Origin of the sequence: Desulfobacula sp., from assembly GCF_030145145.1 — a bacterium.
Taxonomy (GTDB): domain Bacteria; phylum Desulfobacterota; class Desulfobacteria; order Desulfobacterales; family Desulfobacteraceae; genus Desulfobacula.
The window spans coordinates 22053-39812 of the sequence record NZ_JAQYWD010000036.1; the positions used below are offsets into that span (position 1 = coordinate 22053).

General features: G+C 46.6%; 9 protein-coding genes. All 9 read right to left on the minus strand.

The window, feature by feature from the left end; all coding sequences use genetic code 11:
- Positions 1 to 9: 9 nt before the first annotated feature.
- A complete protein-coding gene (gene bamA, locus Q1Q15_RS18990; protein WP_300463642.1) occupies positions 10 to 2856 on the minus strand; it encodes an outer membrane protein assembly factor BamA in 2847 nt (948 codons plus the stop codon).
- Positions 2822 to 7156, minus strand: a complete 4335-nt coding sequence (locus Q1Q15_RS18995; RefSeq protein ID WP_300463553.1) for a translocation/assembly module TamB domain-containing protein — start codon at positions 7154 to 7156, stop codon at positions 2822 to 2824. The genes bamA and Q1Q15_RS18995 overlap by 35 nt, the downstream gene beginning before the upstream one ends.
- Complete coding sequence (locus tag Q1Q15_RS19000; protein ID WP_300463556.1) at positions 7071 to 8423, minus strand: acyl-CoA dehydrogenase family protein; 1353 nt, start codon at positions 8421 to 8423, stop codon at positions 7071 to 7073. Before Q1Q15_RS19000 ends, Q1Q15_RS18995 begins: the two co-directional genes overlap by 86 nt.
- A 33-nt stretch (positions 8424 to 8456) precedes the next feature.
- Entirely contained in the window at positions 8457 to 9293 is an 837-nt protein-coding gene (locus tag Q1Q15_RS19005; RefSeq protein ID WP_300463559.1) for a YiiX/YebB-like N1pC/P60 family cysteine hydrolase, read from the minus strand.
- Positions 9294 to 9295: 2 nt separating this feature from the next.
- On the minus strand, positions 9296 to 10333 hold the full coding sequence (locus Q1Q15_RS19010; protein WP_300463561.1) for a CNNM domain-containing protein: 1038 nt from the start codon (positions 10331 to 10333) through the stop codon (positions 9296 to 9298).
- A 206-nt stretch (positions 10334 to 10539) separates the two neighbouring features.
- Positions 10540 to 11604: a magnesium/cobalt transporter CorA gene (gene corA / locus Q1Q15_RS19015; RefSeq protein ID WP_300463564.1), complete on the minus strand. Its 1065-nt coding sequence runs from the start codon at positions 11602 to 11604 to the stop codon at positions 10540 to 10542.
- Between the two features lie 110 nt (positions 11605 to 11714).
- Positions 11715 to 14231, minus strand: a complete 2517-nt coding sequence (locus Q1Q15_RS19020) for a mechanosensitive ion channel domain-containing protein (protein WP_300463567.1) — start codon at positions 14229 to 14231, stop codon at positions 11715 to 11717.
- A 319-nt stretch (positions 14232 to 14550) separates the two neighbouring features.
- Entirely contained in the window at positions 14551 to 15981 is a 1431-nt protein-coding gene (locus Q1Q15_RS19025) for a diadenylate cyclase (protein ID WP_300463569.1), read from the minus strand.
- 94 nt (positions 15982 to 16075) lie between these two features.
- Entirely contained in the window at positions 16076 to 17752 is a 1677-nt protein-coding gene (locus Q1Q15_RS19030; RefSeq protein WP_300463572.1) for a Na/Pi symporter, read from the minus strand.
- Positions 17753 to 17760: the final 8 nt, after the last annotated feature.

The following is a 17760-nucleotide window of genomic DNA, read 5'->3' on the forward strand; positions in this document are numbered from 1 at the left end:
GTATCGCTTTTAAAATGTATACCCCATGGAAAAATGTAAACTGCCGCTGCTCTCACCGGGCAGCGGATCCAGTTTCCAGCCGTAAAGAAGACCAATGGGACCGATGGGGGTCATATATCGAAGTCCCACCCCCACGGATGAGCGGAAATCCTGTGAACTGATGCTTTCACTTGTTTTCCGCAACCGGCCCATATCATAAAACAGGGCTCCCTCAACGTTCAATCCCAGATCGTATCGCGCCTCAAGACTGCCAAGGATGGCTTCCCGCCCCCCCACTGCATTACCGGAATCATCAAAAGCCAGCATATTTTCGTCGAACCCCCGAACCGTGGACGTACCACCAAGGAAAAAAAGCTGATCCTCGGGAATGGTTTCATTGCCCCCATAGGGTTGAATAACCCCGTATCTCCCCCTGATGGCAACGGTTAACGGTTCAAACAGGGTATAGTAATAACGAGTATCAAAACGATACTTCACATAATCATCCAGGGTATTGTCAACCCCCTTTGAAATATCGGTATACACGGCTGAAAAGACCCCTTTCGTAGGACGGACAAAGGAATCCGTGGTCCTGTAGATAAGGGAAGGGCTTGTCACAAAGATGGTCCGGGGATCATACACCTGTGATACTTCTGTCGTCGAACCGGTAGTATCGGTTAAATATTGCTCCCGGTACTCATACCTGAATCCAAGATTGGCTGTCAATTTTTTTTCCAGGAACTGCTGGTAAAAACTCTGGGAAAGGCTATAGGTCTGGATACCAAAATCCGTATTAAACGCTTCCTGCTTCTCGGCAGCCAGTTTTGTGGTGGAAGATATCCGGGTGCTGAAAAATCGCGGTTCCATCAATGAAATGATGCCCTTATAACCGATCTGGCTGACTTCAGCACTTGTTTCAAGATTAAGATTTCTTCCCAGAAAATTATGATCCCCCACTGTACTGTTGATATAAAAATGCCGTTCCGTGTCATATCCGGCGCCAACTTCAAAAAAATAGGGCTTTTTCTCTTCCACTTCCAGGACAAGATCCACTTCCTCAAACTTTTCCTTAAGACCCAGTGTCCTGAAGCGAACAGAATCAAGGGCATTCATATTCATCATGTTCTGCCGACTCTCCAGCAGCTTTGTCAGGGAAAGCGGTTCTCCGGGGGATAATGCCATCTCATTGTTGAGAATTTTTTCCTTTGTCCTGAAATTACCGGTATAATAAATCTGACCAACGGTGACAAAAGTCCCTTCATCCACACCATAGGCAATATCAGCCAGTGATCTGTCTTCATTAAAAGACACGGTTCCTTTCACCTGGATATTGGGATATCCCATCTCGGAGATGTATTTTTTTAACGCGTTCTCATCGCTTTCAATCATATAGTCACGAAACACCTGGCCCGGTTGAAGAGCGATCACTTTCATTGCCGATTCAGGATTCATCACCGAAAGTCCCTGAAATTTAACCGTTCCCACGCGCGTTCGGGGGCCTTCATCCACTGTCAGCTCTATTTCCAGAAATTTTAGATTTTCTCCATTTTTAGACGGCGGATCACTGATGGTTATCTTCTTTTGAATCCGGGCATTGGCATACCCTTCCTTTAAATACAGCGCCCGGATGGCAGTGATATCCTCATCAAGGGTTTTCGGGTAATATCCGCCGTCCACCCAAAAACCAGGCGGCTGGGTCAGCATCTGTTCCCTTATCCTCTTTTCATCTAACCCATGGTTTCCTTTTATGATAATTTTTGAAACAAGGGTGGGGCTTCCCTCATTGATCTCCAGGGTCACATCCCGGACTGATTTTTTTTCTGCCTTGGTTTCATTGATGCGCGTCTGTATTTTAGCATCCAGATATCCGATTCGGTTATATTTTTTCTGAATATTGCGAGCCCCTTTTCTCACTGCAAAATCATTCTTGTTCCCGTCTTTGGAAAGGGTCATTTCTCGTTTAAGGGTACGATCCCAGAACCGGTTATTGCCTTCAAACCCGATGGTATAAAAAGGGCCTTCCATTATATGAAATAGCACATCCACGGTTTTTGTCCGGTCATTTTTTGGGGCCTTTGCAGAAACCGTAACCTCTGCAAATCCCTTGCTTCTGTAGAACCGGACGAGATTCTTCACATCCGCATCAAGGTCTTTTTTAACAAATCGGGTGGCACTGCCGAACAATAGAGAGGATTTCCATGTTTTTGTTCTCAGTTTCAATCGCGTGTCGGAAAACCGGTTGTTTCCTTCCACAGACACGGTCCTGATCCGGTAAAACTCTCCTTTTTCAATCCGAACCTGAACAATGGTATGGCCGTCTCCAGGGTCTCGTTGGGCGGACACCATCACGTTTGGATCAATATACCCGCGTTTTTTAAATAATGCTTCAACCCTGGATTTTTGTTCATCAAGCCGGTCTTCTGAAAATCCATCCCCCGTATAAAGGGTCATCACCCGCAACACTTCTTTTTTAAAAACCGGAAACGCACCTTCCACCAGAATGTCCTTGACCCGTCCAAAAGGGGTCAGCAAAAAGACAAGTGTCCTGCCGTCCGCCGTCTTTTGGGGATCCGGAACCTCAATATGGCTAAACAGCCGGGATTCAGAAAGGAGACCAATGGTTTCCAATACCTTTTGGGGAGAATACACATCCCCTTTTCCAAGGGGAATCAGATCCCTGGCAGTGGTTTCCCACATGCCGGTATCCCCTTTGACACCGTCAATGCGGATATCAATCCCTGAAATGATCTCTTCTGAAAGAAAGGGTTGTTCTGCTTGCGACAACCCGTTTTCCCAAAAACACCCCAGCAGTATTAATATTACCGCTATTTTCAACCCTGTGTTACCGAAATTCCAGGCGGTATTTAATTTCTCCACCAAACGCACCTCCGGTATCTTGAAACCCACTCATCAAAAAGTTCTCCAATATTTTATAATCCGTGGTGACCCGCTGTACCGTCTCACCGTCCCTCACATCCACCCCGTATTTAACCATCATCTGCCGGGACAGTTCCTTTCCCACAACGACATTAACCCCAGGGTTTCCTTTATTATCAGTGCTATTGGGTTTGATTTCCAGATAATCCATTCCAGTGGCATCCTTCATATTTTTCTGAAGCGTTTCTGCTACAAATCCTGCCAGGATGTCACCGGCTGAAAACCCAGTGCCCCCGTCTGACTGTCGAAGTTCCCGGGTGGGTTTCCCGAATGCCATCAGGGAAAGGATGTCGGCATGCTGTTCCGCCGGGATTGATGTCAACTTGAAATCCAGGTTGTCCGGGGTGCCTGAAACGCTCAAAGAAACGGTCCAGGAACTGACCTCCATGTCGCCTTGTATATCAATGAACGGCTCTATTTTATAAGGATTGACAAAATCAATGATGCCCTTTCTGACTTCAAACTCTTTTTTCTGGAACGAGAGGGTTCCTGAATCGACCTGGGCGCGACCGCTGATCAAGGGTTTTGCGGCTGTTCCAAAAACATTCAGGTCAGAGCCGATGCTTAAGAGTGCCAGGTTATTGTCCACCCAGAAGGGATCTCGATGACGGATATCAATGTCCAGATGGATGGTTTCCAGTAAACCGGCCGGTTGTTTTTCCTGAATCGGCTGAGTCTGTCTTTTTTTGGGGGAAGAACTGAACAGATCCAGTTGGATATCCTTGTAATATCGTCCGTCAAGCAAGACGATTTCCCCTTTCAGATCTGACCTGGCGGCATTTCCAATAAGGGAAAGGCTGCTGTTCAGGCTGAGGGTCATCATCTCCGGGAAATCCAGGGCAAGCTGTTGTCCCCTGAAACGCACGTCATACGTGTCCGGTGTAAACCCTTTCAGCCCGACCTGTCCGGCAAGATCGAAGGTTCCGTCATCCAGGCTGCCCTTGACGTCAATGATTTCAATACGTTCAGGGGTTATTCGAATAATACCGTCAATGCCCTTTAGGTTTTGTTCCAGGACGGATAAAGACATCCCCAGTTTGTCCAGTTTCACATCGGCGGTAAATTGGGGCTCGGCAACAGACCCCTTTAATGCAGCCGATAGTAGTATCTTTCCCGAGGCTTGATGTATCTCTTCCACAAACGGCCGGATCATTTGAAAGGGCAGCATCCCTTTGAGTTGAAGGTCCATATCCGAGTCCAGGGACCCCTCTCCTTTCAGGGTAATTTCTCCTTGATCCAAAAGGGTGATGCGTGTTTCAGGCAGGCGTATTTTACCCTTTTCCAGGGACAGGTTCAAACCGGGTATGCGGACCATCTCATCGTTCCGAAACCGCAGGGACAGCGTTTCAAAATTCGCTATTCCCTGAATTCCGGGAAGATCATCAAGGCTCCCGGATGACCGTATGGACCCCTTTACCATGCCTGAAAAATCCGGTTGTCCGGCAACAATGAAATAAGGGGACAGGTCAACGGAATTCATGTCAACGGATGCCAGGAATGTTTTATCGTCAAAATGATACTCACCGTCAATCACCGGCCCCAGGTTGCCTTTCATCCTGGCAATCCTGTTTTTTATATCAACAAAGAGATCTATATCAGGAACGGACTTGTTTTTTATTTCCAGGCCTTTAATATTCACCTGACTTTTGACAACAGGCGTTTCAATGGTACCGGTACACGTCAGGTCCAGGGACAGCTGTCCGCCTGTCAGCGCCTTATCTTTGAGCAGGTCAATGGCCATCAACGGAAACGTTTGGGTGGACAGACCAAGATCAAGCTGCTTGTCTGCTAAAGAGGCCCAGCCTCGTCCCTTGAAAACCGCCTGGGGAGATACCCGGATATCCATATCGTTGATAGTGATGGTCTGTCCGTCCAGCACTGTTTCCAGGGAAAATCCGTCAACTTTCTGGACACCCAGGTCAAGCCGGCTGCCCGTCAGGTTCACCGTTCCCGACAGCGCTTCCGGTGTGCCCTGGACATTTGCGTTCACAGACACTTGTCCCGCCATCCCCTCCAGGAAGTCATCCAGGAACAGGGAATCGCCTGTGAGGGAAACCGTAAATTCAGGCATCTCCATAAGGGAGAAATCCTCTTTGAGCACCGTTGCACTGCCCCTGGCTTTCAGTAATGACCGGTTATGGGTTAATCCAAGCGACTCGATAAACACTGTCCGGTTGGAAAACCGCAACTTCACATCAGCATCTCCCACCGGGGATGATGCCAGCACAAGTCCTTTTCCAGATACCTGGGCGGCTGCTTCCGGGTCGGTCATGGTGCCGGTCAGGTGAGTACTGCCGTTGAACACGCCTTTCAAACCGGCCCTGGCTGAAAAATCAGACACCTCAACATCGGTAAACGACAGACGGATATCCCTGGGCAACGCTTTGTTGATTTTAAACTTCTCCACGAACAGGTCTATCCAGCCGGTAACCGATATTTTGGAACCCTGGTTTTCCAGCGCCAGCCGATCAATCAATACCCGGCCCTGGCGATCCATGGAAGCCGTCATATCCAGGTTCCCGATGAAAATATCCTGCATCCCCAGGTGGTCGGACCTGAGATCCAGTTTGATCCCAGGGGAGAGATACGGCCCGGCCAGTTTAGCCGAAAGGGTGACCTGCCCTGTCCCTTTTAAGGGGGATAATCCGGGTGTGGTAGAGAGATCCGCCACCACAAGATCAATGTTCCCGGCAAAATTTCCCGATCCGGGCTCAAATTTACCGTCCCCGGACAGGTGAATCCCTGGTGTAACGACGGAAACGGATCTCAGGATCGCCGTTTGATTCCCAAACCCGGCGTCAGCGGTCATGTCAATGTCCACAGGTGTATCAAGCCCCTTTATATTGAAACCGTTGGCCGTCACATCAAGTGCCAGGTCTGCTGTTAATGTTTCAAGATCAATTCCCTTGCCTTTCAAGCGGACCCGGGACGATACACTGCCCCCCATCTGGTTTTCCCCGGATAAAAATTTTGACAGATCCGTTCCTTTTTGTTCCATAAAAAGGCTGTATGACAGGGCATTTAAATTTTTTTGCGCATGGAAAAACCCGTTTGGAAACGCCTGGGCAAGATCCATCTCCCCGTTAAGGACAACCTGCCCCAGCGGTGTTTCCACCCGGGACGGAAAGAGCTTGAAAAGCCGGTCTTCAAGGGCCAGTCCAAGGTCTATCCGGTCAATGACCTGACCCTGGATCACACCGTTGCCGAACCCGGCCTTGAGTTCTATTTTTGGGTGGTCAAGACTGCCGTTGGCCTTAAGATGTACCTGGGCGATGCCGGACCATTTTGGGTCATGCGTCAGCATGCCGGATATTTCCTTCAGTGTGGCTTGCGCGTCGACAGTCATGCCAAACACAGGGGTTCCCAGCAGGTCTGTTATGGATCCGGTAACTGCCATCTTAAGCCCCTTCCCGGACAGGTCCAGGGATAAAGCGCTCAAAGATCCATCATTAAAAACCGCATGGGTCTTAAATTGATCCAGACCGGTAGATACGTCAGGTGTAACAAATGATCCACCCGATAGACCGACTTGCACCACGGCTTTTTTGGCCTGTAAATCCACATCCCTTATCCCGATATCCAACCCCGAAAATGAGACAACCATTCTTTCCATGGGATTGCTGTACTGCCCCTGGCCATCCTTTATCACCAGGCTGTCAACCGTGACATTGAAAGGAAACGGACCAGATGGTGCCTCGGGTTTTTCAGACGGTTCACCCGGTGTCTGCACGGCAGCCACAAGGTCGATGGAACCGTCTTTGCCGGACTGGACAGTCACCCGGGGGGATTCAAGCACAAGGGACGATACGGATATCTCGCCTTTAAGCAGCTTGACCCAGGCAATATCCAAGGCCAGTCGTTCAAACCGGGCCACCTCTCGTTTATCCGGTCCGTTCAGCCGGAACGACTCCAGGGCAATACGCCCGGAAAAAGGGGATACGCGTAACCGTTTCCAGGACATTTCACCGGGAATCCTTGAATTGATCTGTGTTTGCAGCTGCATCTGTGCAGCGTCTGTTTCCAGGTACAAGATACTGAAAAAGACCAAAAGACAACCCAGTCCAACCATAGTGCCGACCAGGACAGCCATTGTTTTTTTTAGCCGTAACAAATGATGACCCCCGTTGTCCATAATATATATAAAAAAGACAGGTTCATTTTTGCTTGTCAGCCCCTGCCGGTTTAAAAGCGCTGCCCGGAAAAAAACAATAGGGACATTCTTCCGGTGGCTGCTTCCCATAGTGGACATGTCCACAAATACGACAGCGCCAGGCGCTTCGGTTTCCTGCTTTTTCAGACCGCTTTTCTAACGGGGTACTGCCCCGATGCAGGGGCAGGTCTTCCATCGGCGGCATAACGGGTTTATATCCGCCCATCACATAGCCGGCAACGATCATTCTCTGAACTTCGCTGGTTCCCTCATAAATTCTAAGCAGCCGGATATCCCGATAGAGCTTTTCCAGAGGAAACATGTTTGTATATCCGTACCCTCCCAATACCTGCATGGCCTCGTTGACCACGGCCATGCACTCTTCCGTGGCATAAAATTTGGCAATGGAGGCATTCAAGGTCGGGTCAATCCCGTTATCCGCCTCCCAGGCCGCCTTCCATACCAGGAGTCTTGACGTTTCAATCTTCTGGTACATTTCAGCTATTTTAAACTGGATGGCCTGGAAATCGCCTATTTTCTGGCCAAACGCCTGTCGTTTTCCTGCATAATCCAAGGCATATTCCATGGCAGACCGCGCCGCCCCAATGGCAAATGCGCCAATGACCGGACGGGTCCGGCTGAAGGTTTTCATGGACAGAAGAAATCCTTCCCCGGGTCCTGCCAGGACATTTTCTTTGGGCACCCTGACATTGTCAAAATGGACACCCACTGTATTTGAGCTTCGCTGACCCATCTTGGGAATGGGTTGCCCCACCCTTATCCCGGGCCATTTCCTGTCAATGAAAAAACCGCAGATCCCCTGATGTTTCTGCTCGGGGTCCACCGTTGCAAAAACACTGAAGTAATCGGCAATCCCACCGTTTGTAACCCAGTATTTGGTGCCGTTCAGGATATAATCGTCCCCATCCGGCTGAGCCAGGCATCGGATACCGGAAACATCGGACCCCATGGTGGGTTCAGACGTGGCAAAACTGATCAGCTTGAAGTCTTTTGCAAACTGAGTGAGGTATTTCTCTTTCAACGCTTCGTTGGACGACAGGATAAGGGGCTCCATCCCTAAAGAATTATCAAAAATAGAGGTTGCCATGCCTGGACAGGCAGCGGAAATTTCTTCTGTAATAACGGCGCCGTCCACAATGCCAAACCCTTTCCCGCCGTATTGAACCGGTATATCTCCATGGGACAGTCCTTCGGTAAACGCTTTTTTTAATATATGGACCGGGGTCTCATCCCTGGCATCATAATCCCATGCTTCCGGCAACACCGTTTCAAGGGCAAATTTTCTGGCTTTTTTCTGAAGGGTTAACTGCGATTTGCTGAGATTGAAGTTTAACATAATTGTGGCCTCCAAGGATAAAGGGGTTTCAGGTTATCTCTCACCCGTTTTTTTGATTACAGCGAACTGGGTTTTATTCCGGTAAGCGGACATCACCGTGTTATCTTGTGTAGAAAGTGATGACCATTCAATCTGGTATGGATTAAATCCCTTTGACAGGGTTGGTTTTATGATTTCAAAATACGGTGATGCATCAAAATCCCTTGGTGTAAAAAGGCTGTGATGTTTTATCAAAAGGATTTCCCTGTAACACCTTTTGCAGGACCGGTCCGGGGAATCCTTTAACAGCATTTCCGGCAGAATCGGATAGTGAACCGACTGAAACGCCTGGGCAATCATCGAGGAACAGATGGCCTTGGTGGGATCACCACTCCCCAGTGCCAGAAGTTTTCGTTTCCACCCTCTTGGAACCGGAGGAGAGTGAACAAGGTACCTGACCAGGTCCAGAACATTTTTAAGATCGTACGTGTGTCCAATACGGCTGACCACATAGTCAATCACGGCATCAATGTCCTTTTCAAATAATCCCACGGGTCTGCAGATACGGGTATGAAATCGTGAATACATCGACAGGGGAACTGTCCTGACGCCTTCATTGACATCGGCCTCCACCAGAAGCGGCTCGTTCTTATTTTTCCCCCCCCGGGTAACCCCATGACCCATATAAAGGGCCGCATGTGACCAGGTGGATTGTGTCAGAAATTTTATGGCCGTACTGATACGACTATTGCCATCAACCAATAAAACATCCCCTTTTTTAAGCGTTGCGGCAAGGTCATCCGGTTTGCTTGTTGCCACCTGAATATCCCGTTCAACTTCCTGGGACAGATATGATGCAAGGCGTTTTCCCACCCAATCAAAAATAGTCATTTTTAACTCTCAAGCATCTCTTTTCTGGAAATTCCCCGCATCAGTCTGCCAAAGATATCTGCCCCGGTGATAATGCGTTTTGATGTCCCCCAGAGCAGGACGATATCCTGGGCAATCACATCGTCCTGGTGTCGGTTGCCTTGAACCTTGAAACGAGGGAAGACCTTCCCCAGCTTAGTGGCAGCGTCTTGAACCAGTATGGGTCGGTGACAATACCAGAAGGGGTTTGGCACAGGGGATTTAAAGAGTGTATGCCTGAGGAAACCGTCCGCATCCAGGACAAGCTGAGGCGTATTGTCTTCATTTGTTAACACCACCCATTTTTTGCCGGATCGCTCAATCTGCTGAAGAAATGGATCGGATGCCTCTGGCTTGAATTCTGGAAAAATCAACTGGCCGTTTTTTGAAGGCAGCGAAAGAATACTCATCAAATCCAGGGATTCGCCCTCCTGTGTGATCAAAAGATCGTCTATGGCCAAAAAATTCAAGGCACCCAACCCCTCAATCCTGTCTATATCTGCCTCATCTGCTTCAATGTGTTTTTTGATCATCTCCCGCATGTTATGCTCACGAAAATATTCAATACTCTCTTTCCCAAGCCACCAGTCCAGAAGTTTTGCAGAGGGTTTTGTGACCGGATATAATAGATACTGATAAAATCTGAGGACAGGGGCAAGTATGGCAGTCATTTTAAGTGCATTTCTTGAGAAATATGCCTGGGGAATAATCTCTCCCACAAAAGTGATCAACACCGTTGAAAAAAGGAAGGCACTGACACCTGCCAGAACGGAACTGGACAGAAGGGTGAGCAGGACATTGATCCCCACATTCCCCCATAAAACCGTTGTTAAAATAAAATTGGAATCTTGCCTCATTCGAAGAAGTTTCTGTGCCTGTTTGTTCCCGGAAGATGCTTCAACTTCAAGCCGCAGCCGGCTGATACTGAAAAGAGCCAGGTTCATTCCTGAAAACATGGCAGACTGGCTGATACAAAAAGCAATCCCCATCCAGGTCATCGGTATTAAAAAAGCGTCTGACATGAATCCTTTCCCCTTTATGTGTTTTTATTTTACTCAACTTTCGGACTTTAGCTTTAATCGACGGGGTCAGGCTTTTTTTATTGTGCTTTTTATCACTATTTCATAACCAGATGGGTAAAAAGTGCCATAAAGAAAGCCTGACCCCATGTAAAAATGGTCAACCCCGAAAGTTGAGTTAGTTAATAACAATTCCAGCCGTCGATGGTCTATATCCAGCGCTTTCGTTTGAAAAAAACGAGCAACGCCCCGGCCAGAAAAATCATAACCCCCCAGAATATAAAATAACTGTATTTATAGTGCAGCTCCGGCAGATACTCAAAGTTTGTGCCATAGATACCGGCGATGAACGTGAGGGGAATAAAAATGGCCGCAAAAATGGTCAAGGTTTTCATGATGTCGTTCATCTTGTTTCCCATCACAGAGTTGTAGATATTCAACTGGTCGGTCAAAAGATCCCGATAGGTATCAATGGCTTCTGTTGACTGGTTGATAAGATCCTGAAGATCCTTCAAAAAAGGGATGGTGTTTTCGTGAAACAACTCGCTGTCCAGCCGGGTTATTTTGAGAATCGCCTCCCGTGCCGGCCGGATTGATTTTCTCAAATAATTTATTTCCCGCTTAAATGCACTGATGCGTTCCATGACAGACGTATCATGACCAAAGAGGATCTCGTCTTCAAGGTCTTCGATTTTTTCGCCCATCACCTCAATGGTGAACATGTAATTGTCCACCACTGTATCTAAGAGTGCATAGGCAAGGTAATCTGACCCAGACCCTCGAATGCGGTATCTCTGCCTTCTGATTCTCTCCCGGACAGGTTCAAAAACATCCCGGGATTGTTCCTGGAATGTCAGCAGATATTTATCACCCAGAACCATACTCAATTGCTCGTTGACAATGGTCTGTGTTTCCATGTCAAATCGGATCATTTTCAAAACAATGAAGACATAGGTATCAAATTCTTCAATTTTGGGTCTCTGACCCGTGTTTAAAATATCTTCCAGCACAAGTGGGTGTAATTTAAACACCTGACCGACATCATTCATGATGTCAGTGTCATGCAGGCCATGTATATTGACCCAGGTCACAGTATCCGTTTCTTTGAAGTGGGAAACCTCTTTGATATCCAATAATGTCTGCTCCGTCAGGGCCACTGCGTCGTAATCGATAACCTGTATCTCTATCGACTCCACTTTCTGATCTCCGATGAAGATTAACGCACCAGGGCTTTGCCCCTTGCTTTCTTCCCGGTTTTTTAAAAATCGTGCCAACAGGCACCTCCTTTATGTATCAACGGTCGGGTCCTTCTGCATGTTGCAGGCTCAATGCGGACAAGTCCCTTAAATTTAATAAAATTCCCCAAGACATCCATTGAAAATGGTCACTCGTTGTTTGGGGCAGCGTCAAGGCCATCTTTATCGCTATCCGGCTGTCGGCCCGGAAGATGAACATCTCTCTGGGGAAACGGGATCACCACATGATGGACCCTGAAAAGCCGGTCAATTTCAAATCTTAACTGGCTTTCAGCTTCCACAAAATCATCAATAACAGACCAGAACCTCAATCGGAAATCAAGTGAACTGTCACCGAAATTAATGAATTGAACCCTGGGGATCTGGGGATATTGGCGTACCCCTGCCACGGAATTTCCTGCCTCCAACAGCAGCTTCCTGACAAGTTGCGTATCAGACCCGTAGGCCACACCCACCATCAAATCCCTTCTGACATAAGGATCCTTATGGCTCCAATTGGTAACCAGGGCACTGATAAACTCGGAATTCGGAATAATGAGCGACGAATTGGTATAGGTCTGCACCAGTGTCGATCTGACATTGATTTTTTTTACTTCCCCCCATATGCCCCCCACTTCGACAACGTCCCCCACCTGTATGGGGCGTTCAAACAAGAGAATCAGGCCGCTGATAAAATTATTGAAAATATTTTGCAGGCCAAATCCAAGCCCGATACTCATGGCACCAAATACAACCGCCAGGGAGGTGGTGTTCAGTCCAAAAACGCTCAAACTGATCAGGATGCCGATGGCCCAGATGGCATATTTTGAAATGGTAATGACAGACTCCCGTGCCCCGGTGGACAATCCACTGTCTTTCAGCACATGATCGGTCATGATTTTTTCCCACAACCGGATGAAAAAATAGGTCGAAAAGATCACGACAAATGAAAAGGTAAACCCGACCATACTCAGTTCAATTTTGCCGATGGCATATTTTTTGTGAAACACCGTCCAAAGCCATACAAAAAACGCATCACTTGTACTCCATGAAACCGCGAGCCCTGCCAGGGCCAACGCAACAATAAAAAAGTAGAGCCCATTGGACAAAATCCAGTAAAATGGGTAGGATACACCATAGGAACTTCGTGATTCCGGTTCAAATTTTTCTTTGAACTTACGGTCAATGTCTTTCATTGAGTACACCAGCAGCAAGCAGATACAGATAATCACGATGGAAATCCCCCAGGACAAGTACCACCAGGAGGCAAAATGTCCATATCCTGAGATATCGGCAAAAAGACCCAGCCCCACCACTGCCTTAGACCATCCACTCAACAGTTTAACCCCGATGCCTCTGTTTTGACTGTCCTTTTTTTCATATGCCCTCCAGAACAAAAAGATGCCGGTCACCAGCACGGCTTCTGAGAAAATCCGAATGGATGATAAAAATATGGGCTCCAGCGAAAAAAATCTATAGATCAAAAGATAAACAAACGCATACAGCCGGATTCCCCAGACAAAGGCATTGCGCCACCCGTACAAGGCGTTAAAAAGTAACGGTCCCTTTTCAGTGACAATCAGACGGATGGAATAAGATGCAATCTTCGTCATCAGGATGACGGTTAAAAATGTTTTCATGAATTTGATAAAATCGGGGAAGACCAGGTATGCCTGGGTTTTTGAAAGTGTCGTCGCCAGCAGTATCCAGAAGATGAGGTACAGGCAGTCCTCAAGGACAATGAGGGGATACCCCGTCCGCTTGCTGATGATGCGCTTGTAGGTGTCTTTCTTTTTTAACAGGAATAGTCCCTTGAGCAGGAAAAGGCTGAACAGCACAAACCCAAAAATGGCCATCCCCCCGCTGAGATTAAAGTGTTCTTTTAGCGAGGACCATTTCAACATTACCCATTCACGGGTGAATAAGTGTCTGACGATCCCGATGGAACGGGTCATTTCAACGAGAAGATCTTTCGATAAAAAGGCTTTAAATTCAATTTCATTCCGTTGAAACAGCAACGTCCCTTTTTTATCTTTGATCTCCTTTTTCAAGGTCATCTGGATATCTTCAAACGATTGAAGCAAGTCTTTACTGGTTTTTATGTCTGCAGACAACAGGTCCAAAATACCCAGGATAATCCCTTTTTGTTTTTCCAAAATTGCCCGGTAGGATTTGAATTCTTCTATGCCGGGTTCCCTGATGACGGTCTTGTCTTTATAAGAATTAAATTCCTCAATTCTTTGGTCAATTAAAACAATTTTATCTTTTAGCACGGAAATCGTCTGCCTGGTTTTAACCTCTTTTTCAACTACTCTTTGAATTTTTGCCTTGATGGTGGAGATTGAAAGCTCAACTTCTTCAACCCCTTTTTCAACTATGGAAATACTGATATCCGGAACCAGCAGAAAGTTTCCCAGGGAATTGATCTGGGTCCGGTATATCTGATGCTGATTTGATTCTTCCTTAAGCCGTTGCCGTTCTTCAGCAAGTTCCTTTTCCAGGGAAGCCAGATTTTTTGTTGCCGCATCAACGGCTTGCACAAACTGAACCAGCGCCGTTTTATCTTCCAGGGGGGCTGGTGTCTGGGGTTCCGCCCATACCAATGATGGCAGGTATATCATAAGGAGCATCAACAAAAACAGGTAGTTCAATCTCCAGGCTGGCATTAATCTTTAGTCTCCTTGTGAAATCCATTTAGGGTCGGCAATTTAAATCGACCTCAGGTGATGTCTTTATTTATAAATAGATTGTTGAACTTAGTCAAGGGAGGGTCTGGATAGTCTGTGAGGAAACAGTCTCTCGAATTCCGGTTTTCGATGGTGGGCCATATTTCAGGGTTCTAAGAATTTTTTTTACTTTTCTTAACAACAAGTATCTCTTATCCTAATTTAAAATTGGGAAAATAAAAGCACAAATTATGCCAAAAAATGCCTAAGTTAGAGTACTATATATAAAATTTACGATTCAAGGAGAACCCGGTATTTTCTATTTTGAATCCGGTTGAATCGTTAAAAACACCTCAATGTCAGGCCAGCGCTTGTCGACCGGCTGGATTGAAGGTGGAGAAATGATCTTGCAGAACAAAGTTGTGTTTTCCCGTATACCATCCAGATAGATAGGTGTGGTTGTCAAGCTTTTAACGGCTGCATTGTCTGTTCCTGACGGTATAAAAACGGATATTTTTTCCGGTTTTGTACTGACTGAAACCAATTTGAAACCCGCAGGAGGAGCACTTATCAGTTGCGGTTTTAACGTGAGTTCTACTTCGGTAAGTTTCGAGATCCTGATTTCCACACTTGACGGATCTACGTCTACGAGTTTGACACCTCTGGGAAGCCGGATATTTTCTTCACTAATGAGAAACGTCTGTTTTCCAATGACAGCTTTGGCAAGATTGATCTTGACACTCATTGCTGACGCGGAGATGGCGTCAAGATCAGATTTTGTGCCAGCAAGGTGGAGCCTTGCCTCTTTTGCCTTTTCGCCAGTCATCACTACATCCTCAGACGTCGCTGTATATTCAACAGGAACTGTAATCACTTTTTCAAGCCGTTCCCCCTGCCCCGCGATGATGGTTATCCAGAGAGAAACAGCTACGGCCAGGCTTCCTAACAGTTCTAAACCAAACGTCTTTCGTATCTGCTTTTTTGGCGTACTCTGTTGGAAAAAACCTGGAATCCGGCAGTAGGAAAGAACCCTTTCAAATATCTGATTCTCCTCTTGCATTGGAAACATTGATCCTTTATGAAAAATTGACACCTGCCTACGTTCTTCAGATACGACCAAAATCAGCGCATCCGTTTTTTCACTGAGCCCCATGCCCGCCTGATGACGTGTCCCATAATCGTCTGAAAGTTTTCCGCTCTGGGAGATAGGTAACCGAACACCAAAAGATTCAAAAGTACCTTTTTGTACGATTAATGCCCCGTCATGACCCGGTGAATTGGGATCAAAAATACTCAAGATAAGCGGCATACTAGGGTGCGCATTTAAAGGGAATCCCCCCTTGATCCATTCCTCTAACCTTTCCCGACCCGGGATGACCACAATTGCACCGATACCGTTCCGGGAAAGCCGCCATGCACTTTCAGCCATCAATCTGGCAAATTGTTCATCGTACCGTCCACCATTTGCCCGCCTGATTGAGGCAGCTCTTTCAAAAAATTTTCTCAGCTCCGGATGGAACAATACAACAAGACTGAGAACAGCGACTTGGCTGACATTCTTGTAAATCCACTCAACGCCTTTTAAATCCAACAAACTGGCAACAATAAAGAAGAAAGCGGCAACCAATATACCGGAAACGATTTTCCATGTCCCCAATCGGATAAGGGTGCGATACAAAAAAAACATGCCGGCTGCTATGACCAGTATGTCCAGTATGGTTCGCCATGTCAGCAATTCTGAAATCACCATGCTTTTTATTCCTTCTTATGGATTAACTTTATCTAAAATATTAAGGTCAATACTCTATATAAATAAAACAATATAAAATTAGCGACTATCAATATCAGGGTTCGATGGCTTTATCAAAATTACGGGATTGTTCCTCTGACAGTTTCAGATCCTTCACACTGAAAAGCAGCATCCGGCAGGCCTGAGTAAAAAGACGGTTCACCAGAAAAAGCGTAGACAGGTCCAGTTGTTCACGGGTGCCGCTCGAGGACTCCTGCACTGTGCTTTTTATGAAATCATTATCCGATCGTTCCACCTGATGAAAGGCTTTTAAAAGGCCCTCTTTCTGTAGCTCCATGTCCGGTAGCAGCAGAATATTGTTAATCTCATGGTACAGAGTGATCAACCGTTTTCTGAATCGAGCGTACTGGCGGTTAAGAAAGATTGAATCCGAAGAATCAAATTCATCCAAGTCCGACCGGATTCCCTTAAAATTTTTTGCGGCATTCATGACGTTCCTGGAGGCCATAATGGCACTTTCCAGATCCTGGGCCATGGCAGGGTCCAGAATATGTGACTGTATCCTTGAATAATATGCGATGATAGCCGTGTGGAGGCTCTTGATGAATCCATAAAGGTCGTCAACTGACAATCGTTTTTTTTTGAGTCTCTTTTCGAATGGCAGGAGATCTTCAAAGACAAGCCGTTTATCGATCTGCAGTGATTTCATCGTGTAAAGCTGGACCTCCTGCAGCAAATGGATGATCTCGTTTTTAAGTGCAACCACAGCAGTCTCTACCTCTTCTACAGGTGTGTTGACAATATGGACAGTTAAATCCGTCTTCTGCTCCGGGAAAAGCCGGACAAGATACTGTGTCAAGTAATGAACAAGCGGCAGAAAAAGCAGCACACCCGTGATATTGAAAATCGTGTGGAACAATGCCAGGCCGACAGGACCGTTAGTTGTAACATCAATGAAAATTTTCACGATCATTACCATAACCGGCAGTCCCACAAACGCTACAAGTCCGGTCACGAGGTTAAAGAGCAGATGGCTTGCTGCGACCCTTTTTTTGGCAGGTGCTCCACCAATGGCCCCTAAAAGTACCGTAACTGTTGTACCTATATTGGCACCGATAACCATGGCAGCGGCCATTTCAAAAGACATCAACTGGCTGTTCAAGGCCGCTAGCGTTATGGCTATTGTTGCTGCACTGGCCTGCATAAGTGCCGTTATTATCGTTCCTATAATCAAATACATCCAGAGAGCGAGATTTTGAAATTGATCAGGATTTATATGTTCAGAAAAACTTTCCACACTTGTTTTCATATAGTCAAGTCCGAGAAATAGAAACCCGAAACCGATCACTAAACGGGTGATATGATAAAGTCGAGTCCCGGGTTTGAACAATATGATGCCGATGGCAGCAACGCCTATAAATGGAAGAGCAAAGGTTTCAATTTTAATTTTGAAACCCAGAGTGGCAACAATCCAGGCTGTCAGAGTGGTGCCGATATTGGATCCCAAAATAACACCGATGGCATTTTCCATATTCATGATGCCGGCACCGACAAAAGCCAGTACCATTAAAGATACAGCCGAGCTGCTCTGTAGCAATGCAGTGACAAAGGTCCCGTTTGCAATCGCCTTCAGCCTTGTATTCGTATAATCGCGTATAATTCTTCTGAATGCTTTTCCACTGAGGTCTTTGACAGAGGCCTCCAGGAGATGCATTCCAAAAAGAAAAATCCCTAATCCTGCCAGAAGTTTCCAGTAATCAAATTCAAACATCTTTTTTC

Bases quoted from the DNA above. Each gene is read 5' to 3' on its own strand.
- Q1Q15_RS19025 (WP_300463569.1), bottom strand. From the start codon at position 15,981: ATGGTGATTTCAGAATTGCTGACATGGCGAACCATACTGGACATACTG.
- Q1Q15_RS19005 (WP_300463559.1), bottom strand. From the start codon at position 9,293: ATGACTATTTTTGATTGGGTGGGAAAACGCCTTGCATCATATCTGTCC.
- Q1Q15_RS19000 (WP_300463556.1), bottom strand. From the start codon at position 8,423: ATGTTAAACTTCAATCTCAGCAAATCGCAGTTAACCCTTCAGAAAAAA.
- Q1Q15_RS19010 (WP_300463561.1), bottom strand. From the start codon at position 10,333: ATGTCAGACGCTTTTTTAATACCGATGACCTGGATGGGGATTGCTTTT.
- Q1Q15_RS18995 (WP_300463553.1), bottom strand. From the start codon at position 7,156: ATGGGAAGCAGCCACCGGAAGAATGTCCCTATTGTTTTTTTCCGGGCA.
- Q1Q15_RS19030 (WP_300463572.1), bottom strand. From the start codon at position 17,752: ATGTTTGAATTTGATTACTGGAAACTTCTGGCAGGATTAGGGATTTTT.
- Q1Q15_RS19020 (WP_300463567.1), bottom strand. From the start codon at position 14,231: ATGCCAGCCTGGAGATTGAACTACCTGTTTTTGTTGATGCTCCTTATG.